The 17364-nt window shown below is 68.4% G+C and carries 19 protein-coding genes; 10 read left to right on the forward strand and 9 right to left on the reverse strand.

Translation table 11 applies throughout. The features are described from left to right. Positions 1 to 67: 67 nt before the first annotated feature. The 4 genes from BM417_RS12120 to BM417_RS12135 all read left to right on the forward strand — a co-directional run bounded on the left by BM417_RS12120 (position 68) and on the right by BM417_RS12135 (position 3779). Positions 68 to 892 carry a helix-turn-helix domain-containing protein gene (locus BM417_RS12120; RefSeq protein ID WP_093591804.1) on the forward strand — a complete coding sequence of 275 codons (825 nt, stop codon included), beginning with the start codon at positions 68 to 70 and terminating at the stop codon, positions 890 to 892. Continuing rightward, positions 856 to 2052, forward strand: a complete 1197-nt coding sequence (locus BM417_RS12125; RefSeq protein WP_093591807.1) for a 5-(carboxyamino)imidazole ribonucleotide synthase — start codon at positions 856 to 858, stop codon at positions 2050 to 2052. The genes BM417_RS12120 and BM417_RS12125 overlap by 37 nt, the downstream gene beginning before the upstream one ends. Then, on the forward strand, positions 2049 to 2537 hold the full coding sequence (gene purE, locus BM417_RS12130; RefSeq protein ID WP_281251305.1) for a 5-(carboxyamino)imidazole ribonucleotide mutase: 489 nt from the start codon (positions 2049 to 2051) through the stop codon (positions 2535 to 2537). Before BM417_RS12125 ends, purE begins: the two co-directional genes overlap by 4 nt. A 78-nt stretch (positions 2538 to 2615) precedes the next feature. After that, a complete protein-coding gene (locus tag BM417_RS12135; RefSeq protein WP_093591810.1) occupies positions 2616 to 3779 on the forward strand; it encodes an acyl-CoA dehydrogenase in 1164 nt (387 codons plus the stop codon). A gap of 56 nt (positions 3780 to 3835) precedes the next feature. Here the strand turns inward: BM417_RS12135 and BM417_RS12140 are convergent, their stop codons facing one another. The 4 genes from BM417_RS12140 to BM417_RS47685 form a co-directional block, all read right to left on the reverse strand. Then, a complete protein-coding gene (locus tag BM417_RS12140) occupies positions 3836 to 4192 on the reverse strand; it encodes a hypothetical protein (RefSeq protein ID WP_143138615.1) in 357 nt (118 codons plus the stop codon). Positions 4193 to 4295: 103 nt separating this feature from the next. Then, positions 4296 to 4775 (reverse strand): SRPBCC family protein, encoded by a 480-nt coding sequence (locus BM417_RS12145; RefSeq protein WP_093591816.1) that lies wholly within the window; start codon positions 4773 to 4775, stop codon positions 4296 to 4298. Continuing rightward, complete coding sequence (locus BM417_RS12150; protein WP_177320447.1) at positions 4775 to 5098, reverse strand: ArsR/SmtB family transcription factor; 324 nt, start codon at positions 5096 to 5098, stop codon at positions 4775 to 4777. Before BM417_RS12150 ends, BM417_RS12145 begins: the two co-directional genes overlap by 1 nt. A 63-nt stretch (positions 5099 to 5161) precedes the next feature. After that, positions 5162 to 5476, reverse strand: coding sequence for a hypothetical protein (locus BM417_RS47685; protein ID WP_177320376.1), 315 nt, complete (start codon positions 5474 to 5476; stop codon positions 5162 to 5164). Here BM417_RS47685 and BM417_RS12155 point away from each other — a divergent pair. From BM417_RS12155 to BM417_RS12170, 4 genes are all read left to right on the forward strand, one after another. Beyond that, positions 5475 to 6344 (forward strand): trypsin-like serine peptidase, encoded by an 870-nt coding sequence (locus BM417_RS12155; RefSeq protein WP_218164451.1) that lies wholly within the window; start codon positions 5475 to 5477, stop codon positions 6342 to 6344. The genes BM417_RS47685 and BM417_RS12155 overlap by 2 nt on opposite strands. Positions 6345 to 6429: 85 nt before the next feature. Next, positions 6430 to 7191: an META domain-containing protein gene (locus BM417_RS12160; RefSeq protein ID WP_093591825.1), complete on the forward strand. Its 762-nt coding sequence runs from the start codon at positions 6430 to 6432 to the stop codon at positions 7189 to 7191. An 8-nt stretch (positions 7192 to 7199) separates the two neighbouring features. Next, positions 7200 to 7562, forward strand: a complete 363-nt coding sequence (locus tag BM417_RS12165) for an META domain-containing protein (RefSeq protein ID WP_093591828.1) — start codon at positions 7200 to 7202, stop codon at positions 7560 to 7562. 111 nt (positions 7563 to 7673) lie between these two features. Continuing rightward, positions 7674 to 8090, forward strand: a complete 417-nt coding sequence (locus BM417_RS12170; protein WP_093591831.1) for a DoxX family protein — start codon at positions 7674 to 7676, stop codon at positions 8088 to 8090. Here the strand turns inward: BM417_RS12170 and BM417_RS12175 are convergent. The 3 genes from BM417_RS12175 to BM417_RS12185 all read right to left on the reverse strand — a co-directional run bounded on the left by BM417_RS12175 (position 8071) and on the right by BM417_RS12185 (position 11566). Beyond that, positions 8071 to 8754, reverse strand: a complete 684-nt coding sequence (locus BM417_RS12175) for a TIGR03089 family protein (protein WP_093591834.1) — start codon at positions 8752 to 8754, stop codon at positions 8071 to 8073. The two genes, BM417_RS12170 and BM417_RS12175, sit on opposite strands and share 20 nt — an antisense overlap. A gap of 10 nt (positions 8755 to 8764) precedes the next feature. Continuing rightward, complete coding sequence (locus BM417_RS12180; protein WP_093591837.1) at positions 8765 to 9952, reverse strand: LCP family protein; 1188 nt, start codon at positions 9950 to 9952, stop codon at positions 8765 to 8767. A 69-nt stretch (positions 9953 to 10021) separates the two neighbouring features. Then, the gene (locus tag BM417_RS12185) at positions 10022 to 11566 is read right to left on the reverse strand and encodes an LCP family protein (RefSeq protein ID WP_245821872.1); all 1545 of its coding nucleotides are present in this window, start codon (positions 11564 to 11566) and stop codon (positions 10022 to 10024) included. A 126-nt stretch (positions 11567 to 11692) separates the two neighbouring features. Here BM417_RS12185 and rfbB point away from each other — a divergent pair, with 126 nt between their 5' ends. Then, positions 11693 to 12679: a dTDP-glucose 4,6-dehydratase gene (rfbB, locus tag BM417_RS12190; protein WP_093591840.1), complete on the forward strand. Its 987-nt coding sequence runs from the start codon at positions 11693 to 11695 to the stop codon at positions 12677 to 12679. A 4-nt stretch (positions 12680 to 12683) separates the two neighbouring features. Continuing rightward, positions 12684 to 13532, forward strand: a complete 849-nt coding sequence (gene rfbD, locus BM417_RS12195; RefSeq protein WP_093591843.1) for a dTDP-4-dehydrorhamnose reductase — start codon at positions 12684 to 12686, stop codon at positions 13530 to 13532. 252 nt (positions 13533 to 13784) lie between these two features. Here rfbD and BM417_RS12200 read toward each other — a convergent pair whose 3' ends face one another. After that, a complete protein-coding gene (locus BM417_RS12200; RefSeq protein WP_093591845.1) occupies positions 13785 to 14876 on the reverse strand; it encodes a glycosyltransferase family 4 protein in 1092 nt (363 codons plus the stop codon). Beyond that, positions 14877 to 17363 (reverse strand): glycosyltransferase, encoded by a 2487-nt coding sequence (locus BM417_RS12205; protein WP_245821873.1) that lies wholly within the window; start codon positions 17361 to 17363, stop codon positions 14877 to 14879. Position 17364 lies beyond the last annotated feature (1 nt).

Genomic DNA, 17364 nt, shown 5'->3' on the forward strand with positions numbered 1-17364 from the left:
TGGTCCAGCGTGTTCTGACGTCGTGAGTGCAGCCAGGGACAGTCCGGTCCTGGCTACCGTGGAGGACATGCGAGAAATGGCGGACTTTCTGCGCAGCCGTCGTGAGCGGATGGCGCCGGTGGGCAACGGTCGGCGACGCACGCCAGGACGTCGTCGTGAAGAGGTCGCGGCCGCCGCGGGCGTGTCCGTCGACTACTACTCGCGGCTCGAACAGGCTCGTGGGCCGCATCCGTCCGTGTCGGTCCTGAACGGCATCGCCTGCGCGTTGGAACTCGACGCCGACGAGCGCGCGCACCTGTTCCGGCTGGCGGGTGAGGCCGTGCCCGAGGAGCCCGCGTCGACGTCCGTCCGGCCCGGCGTCCGGCTGCTGCTCGACCGGCTTCGTGACGACCTCGCGGTGGTGATCTCCGACCTCGGCGACGTGCTCGCCGCGACTCCGCGCGCGGAGCTGGTGTTCGGGGACGTCGTCGGCCGCAACCTGCTCAGGGCGTTCTTCCTGGGCGACGAGAGCTGGGTGCCCGCGGAGGACCGCGAGCAGGTCGCCCGTTCCCACGTGGCCGACCTGCGGGCGACCCTGGCCCGGCGACCGGCCGTGCGGCCGTTGGTCGACGAACTGATGGCGAGCCCGTGGTTCGCCCGGTTGTGGGCGGAGCACGACGTGGCGGTGCGCCGCTCGGCACGCAAACGGCTGCGGCACCCGGTTGCAGGCCTGCTGGAGTTCGACTGCGAGGTGCTCAGCGCGCCCGAACACGACCAGCGGCTCGTGATCCACGTCGCACCCGAGGGCAGCGTCACCGCCCAGAGGCTGGATCTGCTGGTGAGCGCGGAAGAAGCCGCAGGTAGAATGCCTGAACCGTGGACTCTCGTACCCGTCTCCCCGTCGTCGGAATGATCGGCGGCGGGCAGCTCGCCCGCATGACGCACCAGGCCGCGATCCCCCTCGGGCAGTCGCTGCGCGTGCTCGCAGTCTCCGAGAACGACCCCGCCGCCCTCGTCGCGCGGGACGTGGTGCTCGGCACGCACACCGACCTGGACGCGTTGCGCGCGTTCGCGAAGGGCTGCGAGGTCGTCACGTTCGACCACGAGCACGTGCCGCAGGAGCACCTGTGCGCGCTGGTCTCCGAGGGCGTGAAGGTGCACCCCGGTCCGGACGCGCTCCAGTACGCGCAGGACAAGCTCAAGATGCGGGTACGGCTGTCCGAGCTCGGGCTGCCGGTGCCGCCGTTCGCTGAGGTGCACGAGGTTCGCGACGTGCAGAAGTTCGGCGCGGCGCATGGGTGGCCGTGCGTGCTGAAGGCGATCCGCGGCGGCTACGACGGGCGCGGCGTGTGGATGCTGAACACCCCGCAGAGCGCCGAGCGGGTCGTCCCCGAGCTGCTGGAGGCCGGGACGCCGCTGATGGTCGAGCAGTGCGTGCCGATGCGCCGCGAACTGGCGGCCGTCGTGGCGCGCTCGCCGTTCGGGCAGGGCGCGGCGTGGCCGGTCGTCGAGACCGTGCAGTCCGACGGCATCTGCGTCGAGGTCCTCGCGCCGGCACCCGCCCTGGACGGCGCCGACGCCCAGGAGCTGGCGCTGAAGGTCGCCGACGCGCTGGGCGTCGTGGGCGTGCTGGCCGTCGAGCTGTTCGAGACCGCGGACGGCGTGCTCGTGAACGAGCTCGCGATGCGCCCGCACAACTCGGGCCACTGGTCGATCGAGGGCGCGCGCACGTCGCAGTTCGAACAGCACCTGCGCGCCGTCCTGGACTACCCGCTGGGCCGCACCGACCTGATGGCACCGGCCGTCGTGATGGCGAACGTCCTCGGTGCCGAGGACGTCCCCGCGATGGGCCCGGACGAGCGCGTGCACCACCTGTTCGCCCGGTTCCCGGACGCGCACGTGCACCTGTACGGCAAAGAGGAACGGCCGGGCCGCAAGGTCGGCCACGTGACGTTCCTCGGCAACGACATGACCGAGGTCCGCCACCGCGCGCAACTCGCCGCTCAGTGGCTGTCCACGGGTATTTGGTCAGACGGATACGACATTCACGGCGAGAAGCGGAGTGCGGAGTGACTCAGGTTGGCGTGATCATGGGCAGCGACTCGGACTGGCCGGTGATGAAGGCGGCCACCGAGGCCCTCGCCGAGTTCGACGTGCCGTTCGAGGTGAGCGTCGTCTCCGCCCACCGCACCCCGCAGCGCATGCTCGACTACGCCTCCTCGGCCGCGGCACGTGGTCTTCGCGTGATCATCGCGGGTGCCGGCGGCGCCGCCCACCTCCCGGGCATGGTCGCCTCGGCCACGGTGCTCCCGGTCATCGGCGTGCCGGTGCCTCTCAAGTACCTCGACGGCATGGACTCGCTGCTCTCGATCGTGCAGATGCCCGCAGGCGTCCCGGTCGCCACGGTCTCAGTCGGTGGCGCACGCAACGCGGGCCTCCTGGCCGTCCGAGTGCTGGCCGCCTCGGACGCCGCGTTGCAGGAACGCATGGCCCGCTTCCAGGCAGAACTCGAGCAGCTCGTACTAGACAAGGACGCGGCGCTGCAGAAGTCCCTCTGAGTGCTCAACAGCACAGCAGCGCCCGACGTGAACGGGCGCTAACATCGTGCCGAGTACTCGCTACTGGGAGGTAACAAGGTGAACCCGAGCTTCGGCACCTATCAGCTCGCCGAGGAGCACGAGGCGCTGCGAGAGGCCGTCCGCTCGCTCGCCGAGAAGGAGATCAAGCCGTACGCGGCCGAGGTCGACGAGAACGAGCGCTTCCCGGTAGAGGCCCACAACGCCCTGGTCAAGGCAGGCTTCGCGGCCGTCCACGTGCCCGAGACCTACGACGGCCAGGGCGCGGACTCCGTCGCCACCTGCATCGTCATCGAGGAAGTGGCCCGCGTCTGCGCGTCGTCCTCGCTGATCCCGGCGGTGAACAAGCTCGGCACCATGCCGATCCTGCTCTCGGCCTCCGAGGAACTGAAGCAGCTCGTCATGCCGTCCATCGCCTCAGGCGAGGCCATGGCGTCCTACGCCTTGTCCGAGCGCGAGGCAGGCTCCGACACGGCCTCGATGCGCACGCGCGCACTGCTCGACGGCGACCACTGGGTGCTCAACGGCACCAAGTGCTGGATCACCAACGCCGGCGAGTCCACCTGGTACACCGTCATGGCCGTGACGGACCCCAACGCCGCGAAGAAGTCCGCCGGCATCTCGGCGTTCGTCGTGCACAAGGACGACGAGGGCTTCTCGGTGGGCCCGAAGGAGCGCAAGCTCGGCATCAAGGGCTCGCCGACCCGCGAGATCTACTTCGAGAACTGCACCATCCCGGCGAACCGAATCATCGGCGAGCCCGGCACGGGCCTCAAGACCGCGCTGAAGACCCTGGACCACACCCGCCCGACGATCGGCGCCCAGGCCGTCGGCATCGCGCAGGGTGCCCTCGAAGCCGCGGTCGCGTACGTCAAGGACCGCAAGCAGTTCGGAAAGTCCATTTCGGACTTCCAGGGCGTCCAGTTCATGCTCGCCGACATGGCGATGAAGATCGAGGCAGCCCGCCACATGGTCTACGTCGCGGCCGCCAAGGCCGAGCGCGGCGAGCCGAACATCGGCTTCATCACCGCCGCCGCCAAGTGCTTCGCCTCCGACGTGGCCATGGAGGTCACCACGGACGCGGTGCAGCTCTTCGGCGGCGCCGGCTACACGCGCGACTTCCCGGTCGAGCGGATGATGCGGGACGCGAAGATCACGCAGATCTACGAGGGCACGAACCAGATCCAGCGCGTCGTGATGTCGCGCGCCGTCCTCAACGGCTAGATCGACGACCTGATGATCGGCCTGGAGGCTCGTCCTCCAGGCCGATCATTGCTGAGTCAGGCGGCCAGGCACGTGCCGATCGCCTCGCCGACAGCCCCCTTCGCCCCGAGCACGCAAGGCGACGATGCGGTGAGCGACTTGTCGGCGAGCTGCTGAGCGAACGCGATGGCGACGTTCATCATCCGCGTCGGACTCCCGCTGTCCACCGCCGCCTTCACCGCGGCGGAACGGGCCTCCTCGGTCGTGCAGGACAGATCGGTGCCGAACTTGTCGACGCGCGGCAGCCACAGGGCCTTCGAGCCGGCCGCGCACGGCACGATCTCCCAGCGGGTCCCAGGAGCAGCCTGGGCGAGGGGAGCGGACAACACGGCGAAGCCGAGCATGAGGGCCAGAGCCACGAGGAAACGTCCCATGCGCCCGAACGTAACCACGGCCGGCGGCCCCGACCGGGGGAACCGTTGTCACCAAAGGTGATTACGCAGGGAGAACGGCCACAGTAGACCGTCCTCCCAGGACTCACAGCGCGGCCAGGACCTCGCCCAGCCGCTCGTAGCTGCGCCCCGCGCCGTCGGACATGCCGGTCGCCAGCACCGCGTCCCGAGCCTCCTGCGACACGAGCCGCATCGTGGTGGTCATCGTAGTGCGCCCGTCCACCTCGACGAACGAGACGGTCGTGACGGCCGGCGGGTTGTCCTCGAAGTGCTCGGTGTTCACCAGTCGGGAGTGGGGCGTGACCTCGGTGTACTCGCCGTACATCTCGAACGCCGAAGAGCCGTCCGGCTGCGCCCAGCCGTAGCGCCACTTGCCGCCCACGCGCAGGTCGACCTCGCAGATCGGCATCTCCCAGCCGTCGGGGCCGAGCAGCCAGCGCCGGAGCAGTTCGGGTGTGGTGAACGCCTTCCACACCAGCGACGCGGGGGCGTCGAACGAGCGCGACATCGCGATCTCGGTGTCGGACGGGAGGGTGACGGAGGTGCCGAACTTGGTGGTGCTCATCAGTCTGTCTCCTTCATCTCGGTCAAGAGTTCGTCCAGGCGTGCGTAGCTCGCATCCCAGAAGCGGCGGTAGTTCTCAGCCCACACAGCGACCTCCTTCAGTGGTGTCGCGTCGAGCTGGCAGGGGCGCCACTGGGCTTCCCTGCCGCGGGTGATCAGGCCTGCCTTCTCCAGCACGCGCAGGTGTTTGGAGATCGCCGGGCCGCTGATGGCGAACGGCTCGGAGAGCTCCTTCACCGTTGCCGGGCCCTCCGTGAGCCGCGCGAGGATCGCCCGGCGGGTCGGGTCCGCCAGTGCGGCGAAGGTGGCGCTCAGCTGGTCCATCTCGTACCTAACCACTTGGTTATCTAACCTCTGAGTTAAGTAGAGCGAGGGGCGCTCGGTCTGTCAACCCCCAAGTTCAAGATCGACTGACTGGATAGCGCTTTCCAATCCGGCACATCGATCCCGGAAATGGCCCGGATGGCCCTTTTTCTGGATGCCATGGAATGGAGGTGAGGCTGAACAGAGCAACTTCAAAAAATGCCTGGACAGCTGGTCAGAGGCGTCGCTACGTTCGCAAAGCCGCAAGTGAACCTCGTTTAGTGAGGTATTTCGAATGAGAGCGAAAAGAACTGTTTCATTAGCGTTCGGATTTTTGCTGGCTGCTTCCGTGCTCGTGCCGACCGCGCAGGCGGCACCGAACGGCAGCGCTGCCAGCATGGCCAGAACCTCCGACAACAAGATCCAGTCGGCCGCCGCGGCCGAGGCGTACTGGACTTCGGAGCGCATGGCTGCCGCGATCCCGGCGCAGGCCCCTGCCACGGTTCAGGCCGCTTCCCCACGCCAGCCCTCGGGTCGTGCGGGCAGCATCGACGGGGTCGCACCCTCGGTGAAGGTCAAGACCGAGCAGGCGCAAGGCATCGGGACGATGCTCAACGAGTCGGCCACGGTCGGAAAGGTGTACTTCACCAACCCGGCCAACGGTCTGAACTACGTCTGCTCCGGCGCGACCGTGAGCAGCGCCAAGAGGAAGCTGGTCCAGACGGCGGGGCACTGCGTGCACGGCGGTGCCGGCGGCCAGTGGATGACCAACTGGGTGTTCGTGCCGCGCTACCGCAACGGCGCGCGCCCCTTCGGCACGTGGAGTGCCCGCCAGCTCACGGCTCGCACCGCCTGGATCAACTCCAGCAACAGTGACGAGGACATGGGCATCGTCATCATGCAGACCCTCGGCGGCAACTCGATCGCGAACGTCGTGGGTGGCAACGGGTTGCGCTGGAACTGGGGCTACTCGGTGTTCGTCACGATCCTCGGCTACCCCGCGGGTGCGCCGTTCACCGGTGAACTGCAGTACTTCTGCCAGGGCACGACCTGGAACGGCCACGGCCAGCAGGTGCGGGCCTGGTGCAACATGACCGGCGGATCGTCCGGCGGACCGTGGTTGCAGGAGTACAACGACCAGAACGGGCTGGGCTACATCAACAGTGTGGTCAGCCACCGGCACGGCGACGCGAGCCAGATGGACGGGCCGTACTTCGACAACGACATCAAGAGCCTCTACGACTTCGCTGAGTCGCTGTCCCCGTGACATCGAATTCTCCGTTGGCCGGGCGCGGAAATCCCGCACCCGGCCTTCGGGCAACCACAGGGCCACGACCTTCCGTCCTACTCACATGAGCACCCGAATCGCCCTCGCCGTCCTGATGCTGGTCGCCACCTCGGCCTGCGCCGCTCCTTCCTCGAGTCAGGGCGCGAACCTGCGGGGCAAGGTGTACGTCTCGTCCTCCGTCACCGAACAGGGCAAGCCGCGCGCCCTGGTCGAGGGCACGAGGGTGGAACTGAGATTCACCGACGACGACAGGCTGACGGCGAACGCCGGCTGCAACCACATGCAGAGCCCGGTGAAGCTCGACGACGGCAAGCTCTCCGTCGCCGACATCTCCATGACCGCGATGGGGTGCCCCAAACCCGAACTGCACCAGCAGGACGAGTGGCTGTCGAACCTGCTCCGCGCGACACCGTCCTGGAAGCTCGACGGCGCCAACCTCGTGCTCACCGGGCCGGACACGGAGATCGTGCTGGCGACGGAAAAGCCCGCCACCCTGGAAGGCGCCTGGACCGTCGACGGTCTCGTCACGCGCGACGCCGTCTCGTCCGTGCCCGCGGGCGTGAAGGCCACGATCACCTTCCGCGGCGGCGCCATGGCCGTGGACACCGGCTGCAACTTCAACGGCGGCGACCGGCCGTACGAACTGTCCGGCCAGACGATCAAGGTCGTGCTGGGGCCCATGACCGACAAGGGATGCGACCAGATCAACGAGGTGGAGGAGGTCATCGCTCAGACACTGGGGAAGGGTGAGTTCACCTACGCGATCAACCGCTCCACGCTGACCCTGACCAACGCCGAAGGCACTGGCCTGACACTCAAGAAGTAGGACCACACATGGACCACCGGGTGTTCACGTCCACGTCGGTCACCGAGCACGGCGAGCCGCGGGACCTCGTCGAGGGTACGAAGGTGGAACTGCGGTTCACCGACGACGGCAGGCTGCTCGCCAACGCCGGCTGCAACCAGATGCAGGGCCCCGTCTCCTGGGACGGCGGCAAGCTCACGGTCACCGACCTCAGCACCACCTACATGGCCTGCCTCACACCCGGCCTGGACGAGCAGGACGAGTGGTTGTCCAGGCTGCTCAGCGCGACACCGTCCTGGCGGCTCGACGGCACCACGCTCGTGCTCACCGGGGAGGACGCGGAGATCGTGTTCGAGGCGGCCGAACCCGAGGTGGCGGACCTGCGAACCTAAGGACTCGCTGTTGGCTTCCTGTCGAAATCATGAGGTTGTTCAAACCTGCACTAGTTTTGGTTCGAGGCTGAACGACCTACAGCTGAACGACAGGATCGGGGAGCAGGAAACATGGTCAAGGACATCGCCGCACTCGTCGGGCGCATCGCCGTCGGCATCGTTTTCGTCGCGCACGGCTGGCAGAAGTTCACCGAGTACGGCATGGCGGGCACCGCGGGCTCGTTCGACAAGATGGGTGTGCCGCTGCCGACGCTGTCCGCGTGGTTCGCCGCGTCCATCGAGCTCGCCGGTGGCCTCGCGCTGATCGCCGGTGTGGCGCTGCCGGTCGTCGGCGTGCTGCTCGCCGCCAACATGCTCGGCGCCTGGGTCCTCGTGCACCTGCCGAACGGCCTGCTCGGCGAGGGTGGCGCGGAGCTGGTCGTCGTACTCGGCGCGGCTTCCCTCGCGCTCGGCTTCAACGGTGGCGCCTACGCGCTGGACCGCGTGCTGTTCAAGAACAACAAGGTGCTCAACCCAGCAGCTGCGTGACCTTCTCGCTCTCCCGGCGCGCGGCCAGCAGGCCCGCGTCGGGATTGCTCACCTGCACCAGTGAGCCGCCGGCCGCGAGCACGGCCAGAAAGCCTTCCAGCACAGCGGAAGGCGAGTCCCACTCCACAGTGGACAGCACGCGCGGTTCGGAGCCGAGCTTCGCGCCGAGCTCTCGTGCCTGCGCGACCACCTCGTCCACAGTGGACTCGCCCAGGGCGAGCGTGGAACCCGCGACCGGCTCCCACGGCATGAAGTCGTCGCCGTGCACGCGCACGTCGTCGGCGTAGTCGACCGGGGCGCCGGAGCCCAAACCCATGGGGTGCAACGAGGCTACCGCCACGACGTCCGCGTCGGCCGTGCCACCGGGCGGCACCACGGCCACCTTCGCCTCGGTTCCGGCGCCGACCACGCGAGCGCCGCACCACCAGGCGCCGAGCAGCAGGCCCACGGTCTGCCAGTGCGCGGGCAGCAGCACCGCGACCGAGTCACCCGGCTCGACGTCGTGCTCGTCGCGCAGCCAGTTCGCCGTCTTCGCGGCCCAGTTCTTCACGGTCGCGCGGGACAGTTCGATCCGCGTACCCGCCGCGTCGTCGTAGTGCGTGATCAGCGGACGACCCGGATCGGCCTTCAGCAACGGCGTGAAGAGGATCTCGGTCACGCTCACGCGGTACTCCCTAGTCGACGCACGGCACATCCTGGCGCGCTGCGACAGCGTGCGCGCCGTCGAGCGAGAGCAGCTTTTCAGGGCCGAACCGCGCGGGCGTACTCGGGGTCGTCGACGAGGGAACGGGCTTCGGGGTCTCACCGATCAGCTGCGCCACCCACGCCTTCACCGCCTCGCGGTCGACCGTCACGATGCTCTGTCCGCGTTCGTTGCGGCCGTCGATGCTCGTCACCGGGATCGTGGCGAACTCCACGTTGCCCGACGCGAGGCCCTGCGCCTGCGTCGCCAGCGTCGCGAGGTCGAGGTTCTGGTCCACGACAACGGACTTCGACACCGCGTCGAGCAGGCCGCTCATCTTCCCCGGATCGGTGAACGTGCCCGCGGACAGCAACTGCTTCATCGCCTGCGACATGAACACCTGCTGCCGTGCGATGCGGCCCAGGTCACCGCCGGGCATGTTCCGCTGCCGCACGAACGACAGCGCGTCACCGCCCGAGATCGTCTGTGGGCCCGCGGGGAAGTTCGCGCCGGAGTTCGGGTCCGACGTGCCCGCCTTCAGGCACACCTGCACGCCGCCGATCACCTCGGTCAGCAGGTAGAACCCGTAGAGGTTGATCTCCGCGTAGTGGTCGACGCGCATTCCCGTCAGGTCCTGCACCGCCTGCACCAGCGCCTTGCGCCCCGCCTCGTCCGACCTGCGCTCGCGCTCCTGCTGGTCGCTCACGCCCTCGGCCTGCAGCCGTTCGGCGGTCAGGAACTTCACCGCGCCGTACGCGGAGTTGATCTTGTCCTCGCGGTAGCCGGCGATCGGGACGTACGTGTCGCGCGGAATCGAGATGGCGCTCGCCTTGCCGCCGTTGCGGGGCACGCGCATCACGATGATCGTGTCCGTGTTCACCGTGTCCGTGCCCTCGGTGCGCAACTTGCGCAGCACGTCCGCGGGAAGTGGCCGCCCCTGTGCGTCCGTCCGGCTGTCGCTGCCGACCAGCAGGATGTCGATCGCGCCGTCCTCGACGGGCGGCGAGTTCGGGATGTCGTCCAGCACCTGGAGGATCTGCGTGGTGTTGGTGTTCTGCTTCACCAGCCGCAGCGCGGTCCAGAAGTAGCCGGAGAACGCCAACGTTGTCACGGCGACAAGCGCGATCACCGTACGGCCGATGACCCGTGCGGTTTTCTTCGCGCGTGCGGCAGTGCTCAACGGATGGCCCTTCGTGTGCTGGTTCTGCGTGCTCAGCGTAACTATCGCAAGCCCGTTACGCCGGGGGTTTCAGTTCACGCAGACCAGTCCGCCCGCCGTGATCGGCGGGGTGCTGCTCGAGCTGGCGGCCGTCGACGTGTCGGGAACGCCCTGCGGATCGACGTCCTCGGAGTCGTCGCCCTGTGACTGGTAGTCGGTGCCGAGGTACACCAGCACCTGTCCTTTTCGGACTGACTTCTCCTCCGAGACGCCGACGTCCGGTCCGAGTTCGGCGGCGACCTTGCGCGCCGACCCCTCCTCGCCGGCCGCGTAGAACACGACGGTGTTGTCGCTGGTCTCCTGCGCCGACGCCACGGAACCGCGCTTGAAGCCCTTGTCCACCAACATGTCCAGCACCTGCGCCGCCAGCCCCTGCCTGCCGGCCGCGTTGTGGACCTGCACGCTGATCGAGGAGTTCGGCGGCGCGGGCAGCGAGGTGGTGGTCGTGGGCGAGGGCGACTTGCTGGTCTTGTCCGAGGCCAGGTCGGTGAGGAACTTGCGCACCTGCGCGGGGTTCACCGGCAGCACGTTGCCGTCGCTGTAGGTGTCCGTCGGGTCGCCCACCGGAATGGTCTTGAACTCGAAGTTGCCGCCCACGAGGCCCTGCATCTGCTCGGCGAACGTGGTGATGTCCCAGCCGGAACTGAGGATCACCGACTTCTGCACGGCCTCGACCAGCCCGTTGAGCTTGCCCGGGTCCGTCAGCGTGCCGGTCGACAGCACCTTCTTCGCGAGGGCCCCGATGAACACCTGCTGGCGCACGATCCGGTCGAGGTCGCCGCCGGGCAGGTTCTTGCGCTGGCGCACGAACGACAGCGCGGCCGCGCCCTCGATCGTCTGCTGGCCCGCCTGGAAGTTCGCGCCGGAGTCGCGGTCGGAGGTCGGCTCCTTCAGGCACACCTCGACGCCGCCGATGGCCTTGGTGACCTCGTAGAAGCTGGCGAGGTTGACCTCGGCGTAGCGGTCGACGCGCACCGACCCGCCGGTCATGTTCTCGATCGTCTTGATCAGCGTCTTGCGGCCGGCGGCCATCGACTCGGTGCGGATGCGCGCCTCGTCGGTCACGCCCTGTGACCGCAACTGCTGGTCGATGGTGTTGCGCTGGCGCGCGAACGCCGAGTTGAGCTTGTGCTTGCCGAACCCGTCCGCCATCTCGACGTAGGAGTCGCGGGGGAACGAGATCGCGACCGCGCGGGTGCCGTCGACCGGGATGTGCACGAGGATCATGGTGTCGGTGTTCTGCTCGCCGTCGGCGATGCCGCCGTTGAGCATGGCCAGCACCTCCTCCGACAGCGGGTTGCCCTGCGCGTCGGTGCGGCTGTCCATGCCGACCAGCAGGATGTCGACCGCGCCGTCGAGCGGCTTGGGCCCCTGCTTGGCCAGCTCCTCCGAGATGACCTCGGTCTTGACGATGCCGTCGTTCGCCGTGCGCAATCTGTTCCAGCCGTACGACGTGACGAGGAGCACAGCGGTCGAGACGAGTGCGACGAAGATCTTCCCCGTCACCAGGAAAGCGCGAAAGGCCGCAGACGGCCGGGTGCCCACCACCCTGACCGGCAGAGTTCTGCCTTCCACAGCCGTTTCCTCCCCCACAACCACGAGTTTAGTTCTTTATAAGTCAGACGACGTGACGTTGCTGTGGGTTGCAGCGATTAGGTACGTGACAGACTGCGAGCGGGGAACACCACGGGAGGAAATGGCATGCGCGTACTGGTGACAGGTGGGGCCGGGTTCATCGGCTCGCACTACGTGCGGGAGTTGGTGAGCGGGTCCTACCCGGCGTTCGCCGGTGCCGAAGTGGTGGTGCTCGACAAGCTCACCTACGCGGGCAGCGAGACGAACCTCGCGCCGGTCGCGGGCAAGTTCGAGTTCGTCCAGGGCGACATCTGCGACGCCGGCGTGGTCGCCGAGCAGATGCGCGGCATCGACGTCGTGGTGCACTTCGCGGCCGAATCGCACGTGGACCGGTCCATCACCGGATCGGCCGACTTCGTGCTCACGAACGTCCTGGGCACGCAGACGCTGCTTCAGGGCGCCCTCAACGCGGGCGTGGGCCGGTTCGTGCACGTCTCGACGGACGAGGTCTACGGCTCGATCGACGAGGGCTCCTGGACCGAGACGCACATCCTCGAACCGAACTCCCCGTACTCGGCCTCCAAGGCCTCTTCCGACCTGTTGGCGCGCGCGTTCCACCGCACTCACGGACTGCCCGTGAGCATCACTCGGTGTTCGAACAATTACGGGCCGTATCAGTTCCCCGAAAAGGTGATTCCGCTCTTCGTCACCAATTTGATCGACGGCGGGAAGGTCCCTCTCTACGGCGACGGCCTGAACGTGCGCGACTGGCTGCACGTGGCCGACCACTGCCGGGGCATCCAGCTCGTCGCCGAGGCCGGCCGGCCGGGTGAGATCTACAACATCGGCGGCGGCACCGAGCTCACCAACCGCGAGCTGACCGAGAAGCTGCTGGAGGCGACGGGCCGCGACTGGACGGCCGTCGAGCCCGTGCAGGACCGCAAGGGTCACGACCGCCGCTACTCGGTCGACATCTCCAAGATCGCCTCCGAACTGGGTTACGCGCCGCAGGTCGACTTCACCGTCGGGCTCTCCGACACGGTCGAGTGGTACCGCGAGAACCGCGCCTGGTGGGAGCCGCTCAAGGAGCGCGCCGCGCTGGCGAAGGGCTGAGAAGTTGATCCTCGTTCCCGGTGGTCGTGGCCAGCTCGGCCACGACCTCGCCGTCCTGTCCGCCGACGTCCGCGCGGTGTCCTCCGCCGAGCTGGACGTGACGAAGGTTGCGGCCGCAGATCTGGCCGGTGCCTCCGCGGTGATCAACTGTGCCGCGTACACCGCCGTCGACGCCGCCGAGACCGACGAGGACCGCGCGTTCGCGGTCAACGCCGTCGGCCCTGGTCTGCTGGCGCAGGCGTGCGCTTCCGTTGGTATTCCGATGATCCACGTCTCGACGGACTACGTGTTCTCCGGCGACGGCACGCGGCCGTACGAGCCTTCCGACCCGGTCGGCCCGAAGTCCGCGTACGGCCGTACGAAACTCGAAGGCGAACGCCGCGTGCTGGAGGCGGGCGGCTACGTCGTGCGCACCTCGTGGGTCTACGGCGCGAACGGCTCGAACTTCGTGAAGACCATTGCGGCGCTGGAATCCTCGCGGCCGTCTCTGTCCGTTGTGGATGATCAGGCCGGTTCGCCGACGTGGTCGCACGACCTCGCTGCGGGACTTCTCGAGCTGGCCTCGGTTCTGCCGGAGACGCGGTTGCTGCACGCGACCGGCGGCGGCGAGACCACCTGGTTCCGGTTCGCACAGGCCATTTTCGAGGAGCTCGGCGCCGATCCCGAGCGCGTTCAGCCCTGCACGACGGCTGACTTCCCGCGCCCGGCCCCGCGACCCGCCTACTCGGTGCTGTCGGGTGCGGCGTGGGCAGCGGCGGGACTACGTCCTTTGCCGCACTGGCGCGGCGCCCTTTCGGAGGCTGTCCACGCCGGGGTGGTAGCTCCCCGTACCGGTGCTGCGCCATTGGGGTGACCGGTCTGGCACGGTAGTCCCAAGTGCGGGAGCCTGTTCGGCATGTTCGATTCCGGGCGCACACCTCAGCGTCCCGCGACAGAGGATTCCGATCGGCAGCGCTTCCTGAAATGCGTCGCCGTTGTCACGGGCTCGCGGCAGGTGTCGATGAGCCAGCTCGACAAGCGCTCGCCGAGGCCGCACTCTCGGTGAAGTCGTTGGGGCGTCTGCAAGTACCGCCGGCTCGCGGCCGGTAGTACTTGCAGACGCACTTCAGGCCCTGCTCCGCCGGTACGCCTCGACCGTCTTCTCCGCGCACCGCCGCCAGGTGAACCCAGACGCGTACGCACGCCGTTCGGACTGCGCCTCGGGGGTGGTCGGCGCCGCGACGGCCTGAGCCAGCCCGTGGGCCAGTGCCTCGACATCCCCGACCGGGACGTGCAGGGCGTGGCCACCGGCGACCTCGCGCAACGCGGGCACGTCCGAGCACACCACAGGAACGTTGCAGGCCAGTGCTTCCAGCACGGGCAGGCCGAAACCCTCGTCGCGCGACGGCAGCACCAACGCCGTTGCTCCTGCCACCACCGAACGAAGATGCACGTCGGACAGGTAGCCCGTCCGCAGCACCCGACCGTCCACACCGGACCGGCCGGGTCCGACGATCACCAACGGCGGCAGCGACGGATCGGACGCGTGCGCCTTGATCAGGTACTCGAGGCCCTTGCGCGGCCCGTCCGCGCCCACGAACAGCAGGTACTCCGAGGCCAGGCCCAGCCGTCCCCGCAACGTCGGCGACGGCGGCCGCGAGGCGAACCAGGCCGGGTCGACGCCCAGCGGCGTCACCATGATCTTCTCCAGCGGCACCGAGAACCGGTCCGCGACGACCGAGGCGACCGCTGCGGTCGGCGTGCAGATCACGTCCGCGCGCTGAGCCGACAGCCGGACCAGTTCCGGCAACCGGCGGTCCGACGGCGGGAGGTCACCGGGCGCGTCCAGGAACGCCAGGTCGTGGATCGTGACGACCTTGCCGGCCCGGATCGTCGGCGGCAGCACGAAGTTCGTGGCGTGCATGACGTCGGTGAACCCGGCCAGCATCTCGACCGGAGGGAACTTGGCGCGCAGCCACATCTGGCGCAGCGCCCGTGCCGAGACGGGCAGGCCGCGCGCGGTCACGTCGTGCGGCAGGACAGTGCGCAACGCACGCCAGCCGCGCAGTGTGAACGCCACGGCCCGTACGTCGACGTCGTCCGTCATCGACGCCAGTTCTTCGGCCAGCGCCGATGTGTAGCGGCCGATTCCGGTGCGGTGTCCGAGCAGAGGGGTGCCGTCGAGCAGCACCCTGAGGGGTTTCGGGGATCTCGCCATTTACCTGCCACCACGCGCGATTTTCCGCAGACGCCCCGTCGCCCGCTTGGCCAACTCGGTCGGGCCACCCGCGTCCAGGTACTCGCGCACCAGCAGCAGGTCCCGCTTCACCTTGTCCGTCGTGCTCAGCCCTGGTGTGCGCACCAGGGGGGCCGAGCCGGGCAGACGGTCCGCGGCAGGCCTGGGGTTGCGGCAGAACTCGGCCAGCGGCGCGAGTGCCGTCTCCCAGGTGAACCGTTCGCGGACGACGGCGATGCGCTCACGGCACGCGGCCGCGAACTCCTCGTCGTAGAGCACCTTCTCCAGCGCGTCGGCCAGTGCCTCCGGGTCCTCCGGCGACACGACGACGCCCAAACCTTCGCGCTCCACCAGGTCCGCGAACGAGTCGCCGGACGTGGTGACGATCGGCAGGCCAGCCCACAGGTAGTCGAGCACCCGCGTGCGGAACGCGAACGTGGTCTCCACGTGTTCGTAGTGCGTGGTGACACCGCAGTTCGCGTCGAGCAGCCAGTTCTGCCGGTCGTTGTACGGCACCCAGCCGTCGTTGAAGAACACGGTCTCGCCGGTCAGCCCCAACTGTGCGGACAGCGCCCGCGTCTGGCCGGCGATGTCCATGTCCGGGACCTCGGGGTTCGGGTGCTTCATCCCGAGGAAGTACAGCTTCGCGGACGGCTGCCGCCTGCGCAGGTGGTCCATCGCCTCGATCAGCGACAGCGGGTCGAACCAGCTGTAGACGCCACCGGCCCAGATCACGACCTTGTCGGCGTCCGTGACACCCGGCACGACGCCCTTGATCGCCGGGCCGGTGCGCTGCGGCGGCTTGCCCGACAGTCCGAAGGGGACGATCCCGAGCAGTGACTGCGTCGTCGGGTCGTTGTCGTACAACGTCGGCGTCAACCGTCCCAGCGCGGCCAGGTGGCCGAGCCAGAAGTGCCGCTGCCGTTCCGACGCGCACAGGAAGAAGTCGCCGCGTTCGAGCTGCGTGTTCAGCACCTTGGTGACGGCGGCGAGGTCGAGGGCGCGCTTGTCGTCGGCCTTGTCCTTGCCCTGTTCCAGCAGTTCCAGGTGCATCGGGTCGTACATGTCGCAGACCACGATCTTGGTCGACGACTCCTTCTTCAGCTCGCCGACCATCTCCAGCGCGTGGCCCTGCAGCACGACCACGTCCGCCCACGCGACGTGCGGCGGCAGTTCCTTCGGCCGGGCGCGTTCGACGCCGAACGGGGCATCGGGCGGTGCGCACAGCGGGTTCGTCGTGACCAGCCGCACCTGGTGCTCGCCGGACAGCACGTCGGCCATGTGCCAGGCCCGGATCGCGGGGCCCGCCATGCGGTCCGAGATCGCGTCGCCGGTGATCACCAGGATCTTGCGCGGCTTGCCGAACACGTCGTCGAGGCCCAGGACGTCCACGAGGATGTCGTGCGCGGCGAGGTAGCGCGGCAGGGGATAGGCCGGTTCGAGAGCCTTGCGCATCAACGGAACGAGGTCGGTGTCCGACATCCGGCGCGCGGCCTGCTCGATCTTGCGCGACTTGGCCAGCGACGGCATCTGCTCGACGAACTGGTCGATCGCGAGGAACCCGGCGAGCGCCTGGCGGGACATCCCGACCGGTTCGCGGTCCTGCGCGGGGTCGGCGGGACGGCGGGTGATCTCCAGCTGCGTGGCGTCGATCTCACCGCGCGCCGTCGCCCGGCGCACGCACAACGCGAGCGCGGCCGGCAGCACCTTCGCCAGCGTCTCGTCGGAGAAGTTCTTGTACAGCGACATGAGCGCGTTGCGCTCCAGCAGGTACAGCTCGCGGCTGTGGTCGATCGAGCTCATCGACGCGTGGTGGCGGTGGAACGTGAGCGACGCCGGTTCGTAGCGGACCCGCCAGCCGCGCAGGTTCAGCCGCCAGCCGAGGTCGACGTCCTCGTAGAACATGAAGAACCGCTCGTCGAACCCGCCGAGCTTCTTGTAGAGGTCGGCGCGCACGAACATCGCGGACCCGGTGCCGAACAGCACGTCCTTCGGGCCGTCGTGGCTGCCGTCGTCGTCCTGACCTGCGTGTCGCTTGTAGCCCATGCCGAACCAGGTCAGCCCGCCGTCGACGAAGTCGATCTTCTCGCCGTCCCAGTCGAGCACCTTGCTCGCGACCGCGCCGACCGCCGGTTCGGAGTGGAACACCCTGATCGCGGCCTTGATCCAGTTCCGGTCCGCGCGCGCGTCGTTGTTGAGGAACGCGAGCACCCCGCCCGTGGCGTGCTCGACGCCGAGGTTGCAGCCGCCCGCGAAGCCGAGGTTCGTCTCCGAGGTGACGATCTTCACGCCGGGCAGATCCGCCTTCAGCCGTGCGGTGTCGTGCGCCTCGTTGTCGACGACGATCACCTCGAGCAACTCGACCGGGTAGTCCACCTCGGCCAGCCCTCGCACGCAGGTCACGGTGTCTTCCGCGCCGCGATAGTTGACGACCACGACGGACACGACGGGCAGCGAGACTCGATCCACG

This window comes from Lentzea waywayandensis (genome assembly GCF_900115955.1).
In the GTDB taxonomy this organism is placed as follows: domain Bacteria; phylum Actinomycetota; class Actinomycetes; order Mycobacteriales; family Pseudonocardiaceae; genus Lentzea; species Lentzea waywayandensis.

Excerpts from the sequence above, each read along its gene's own strand:
- BM417_RS47685 (WP_177320376.1), bottom strand. The coding sequence starts at position 5,476 with ATGCTGGCAGCGCTGCCGTTCGGTGCCGCCTGCGCGGTCGGCACGAGC.
- BM417_RS12140 (WP_143138615.1), bottom strand. The coding sequence starts at position 4,192 with ATGGGACGTTTCCTCGTGGCTCTGGCCCTCATGCTCGGCTTCGCCGTG.
- BM417_RS12145 (WP_093591816.1), bottom strand. The coding sequence starts at position 4,775 with ATGAGCACCACCAAGTTCGGCACCTCCGTCACCCTCCCGTCCGACACC.
- BM417_RS12170 (WP_093591831.1), top strand. The coding sequence starts at position 7,674 with ATGGTCAAGGACATCGCCGCACTCGTCGGGCGCATCGCCGTCGGCATC.
- BM417_RS12120 (WP_093591804.1), top strand. The coding sequence starts at position 68 with ATGCGAGAAATGGCGGACTTTCTGCGCAGCCGTCGTGAGCGGATGGCG.
- BM417_RS12200 (WP_093591845.1), bottom strand. The coding sequence starts at position 14,876 with ATGGCGAGATCCCCGAAACCCCTCAGGGTGCTGCTCGACGGCACCCCT.
- BM417_RS12155 (WP_218164451.1), top strand. The coding sequence starts at position 5,475 with ATGGCCAGAACCTCCGACAACAAGATCCAGTCGGCCGCCGCGGCCGAG.
- BM417_RS12150 (WP_177320447.1), bottom strand. The coding sequence starts at position 5,098 with ATGGACCAGCTGAGCGCCACCTTCGCCGCACTGGCGGACCCGACCCGC.
- rfbB (WP_093591840.1), top strand. The coding sequence starts at position 11,693 with ATGCGCGTACTGGTGACAGGTGGGGCCGGGTTCATCGGCTCGCACTAC.
- BM417_RS12165 (WP_093591828.1), top strand. The coding sequence starts at position 7,200 with ATGGACCACCGGGTGTTCACGTCCACGTCGGTCACCGAGCACGGCGAG.
- BM417_RS12160 (WP_093591825.1), top strand. The coding sequence starts at position 6,430 with ATGAGCACCCGAATCGCCCTCGCCGTCCTGATGCTGGTCGCCACCTCG.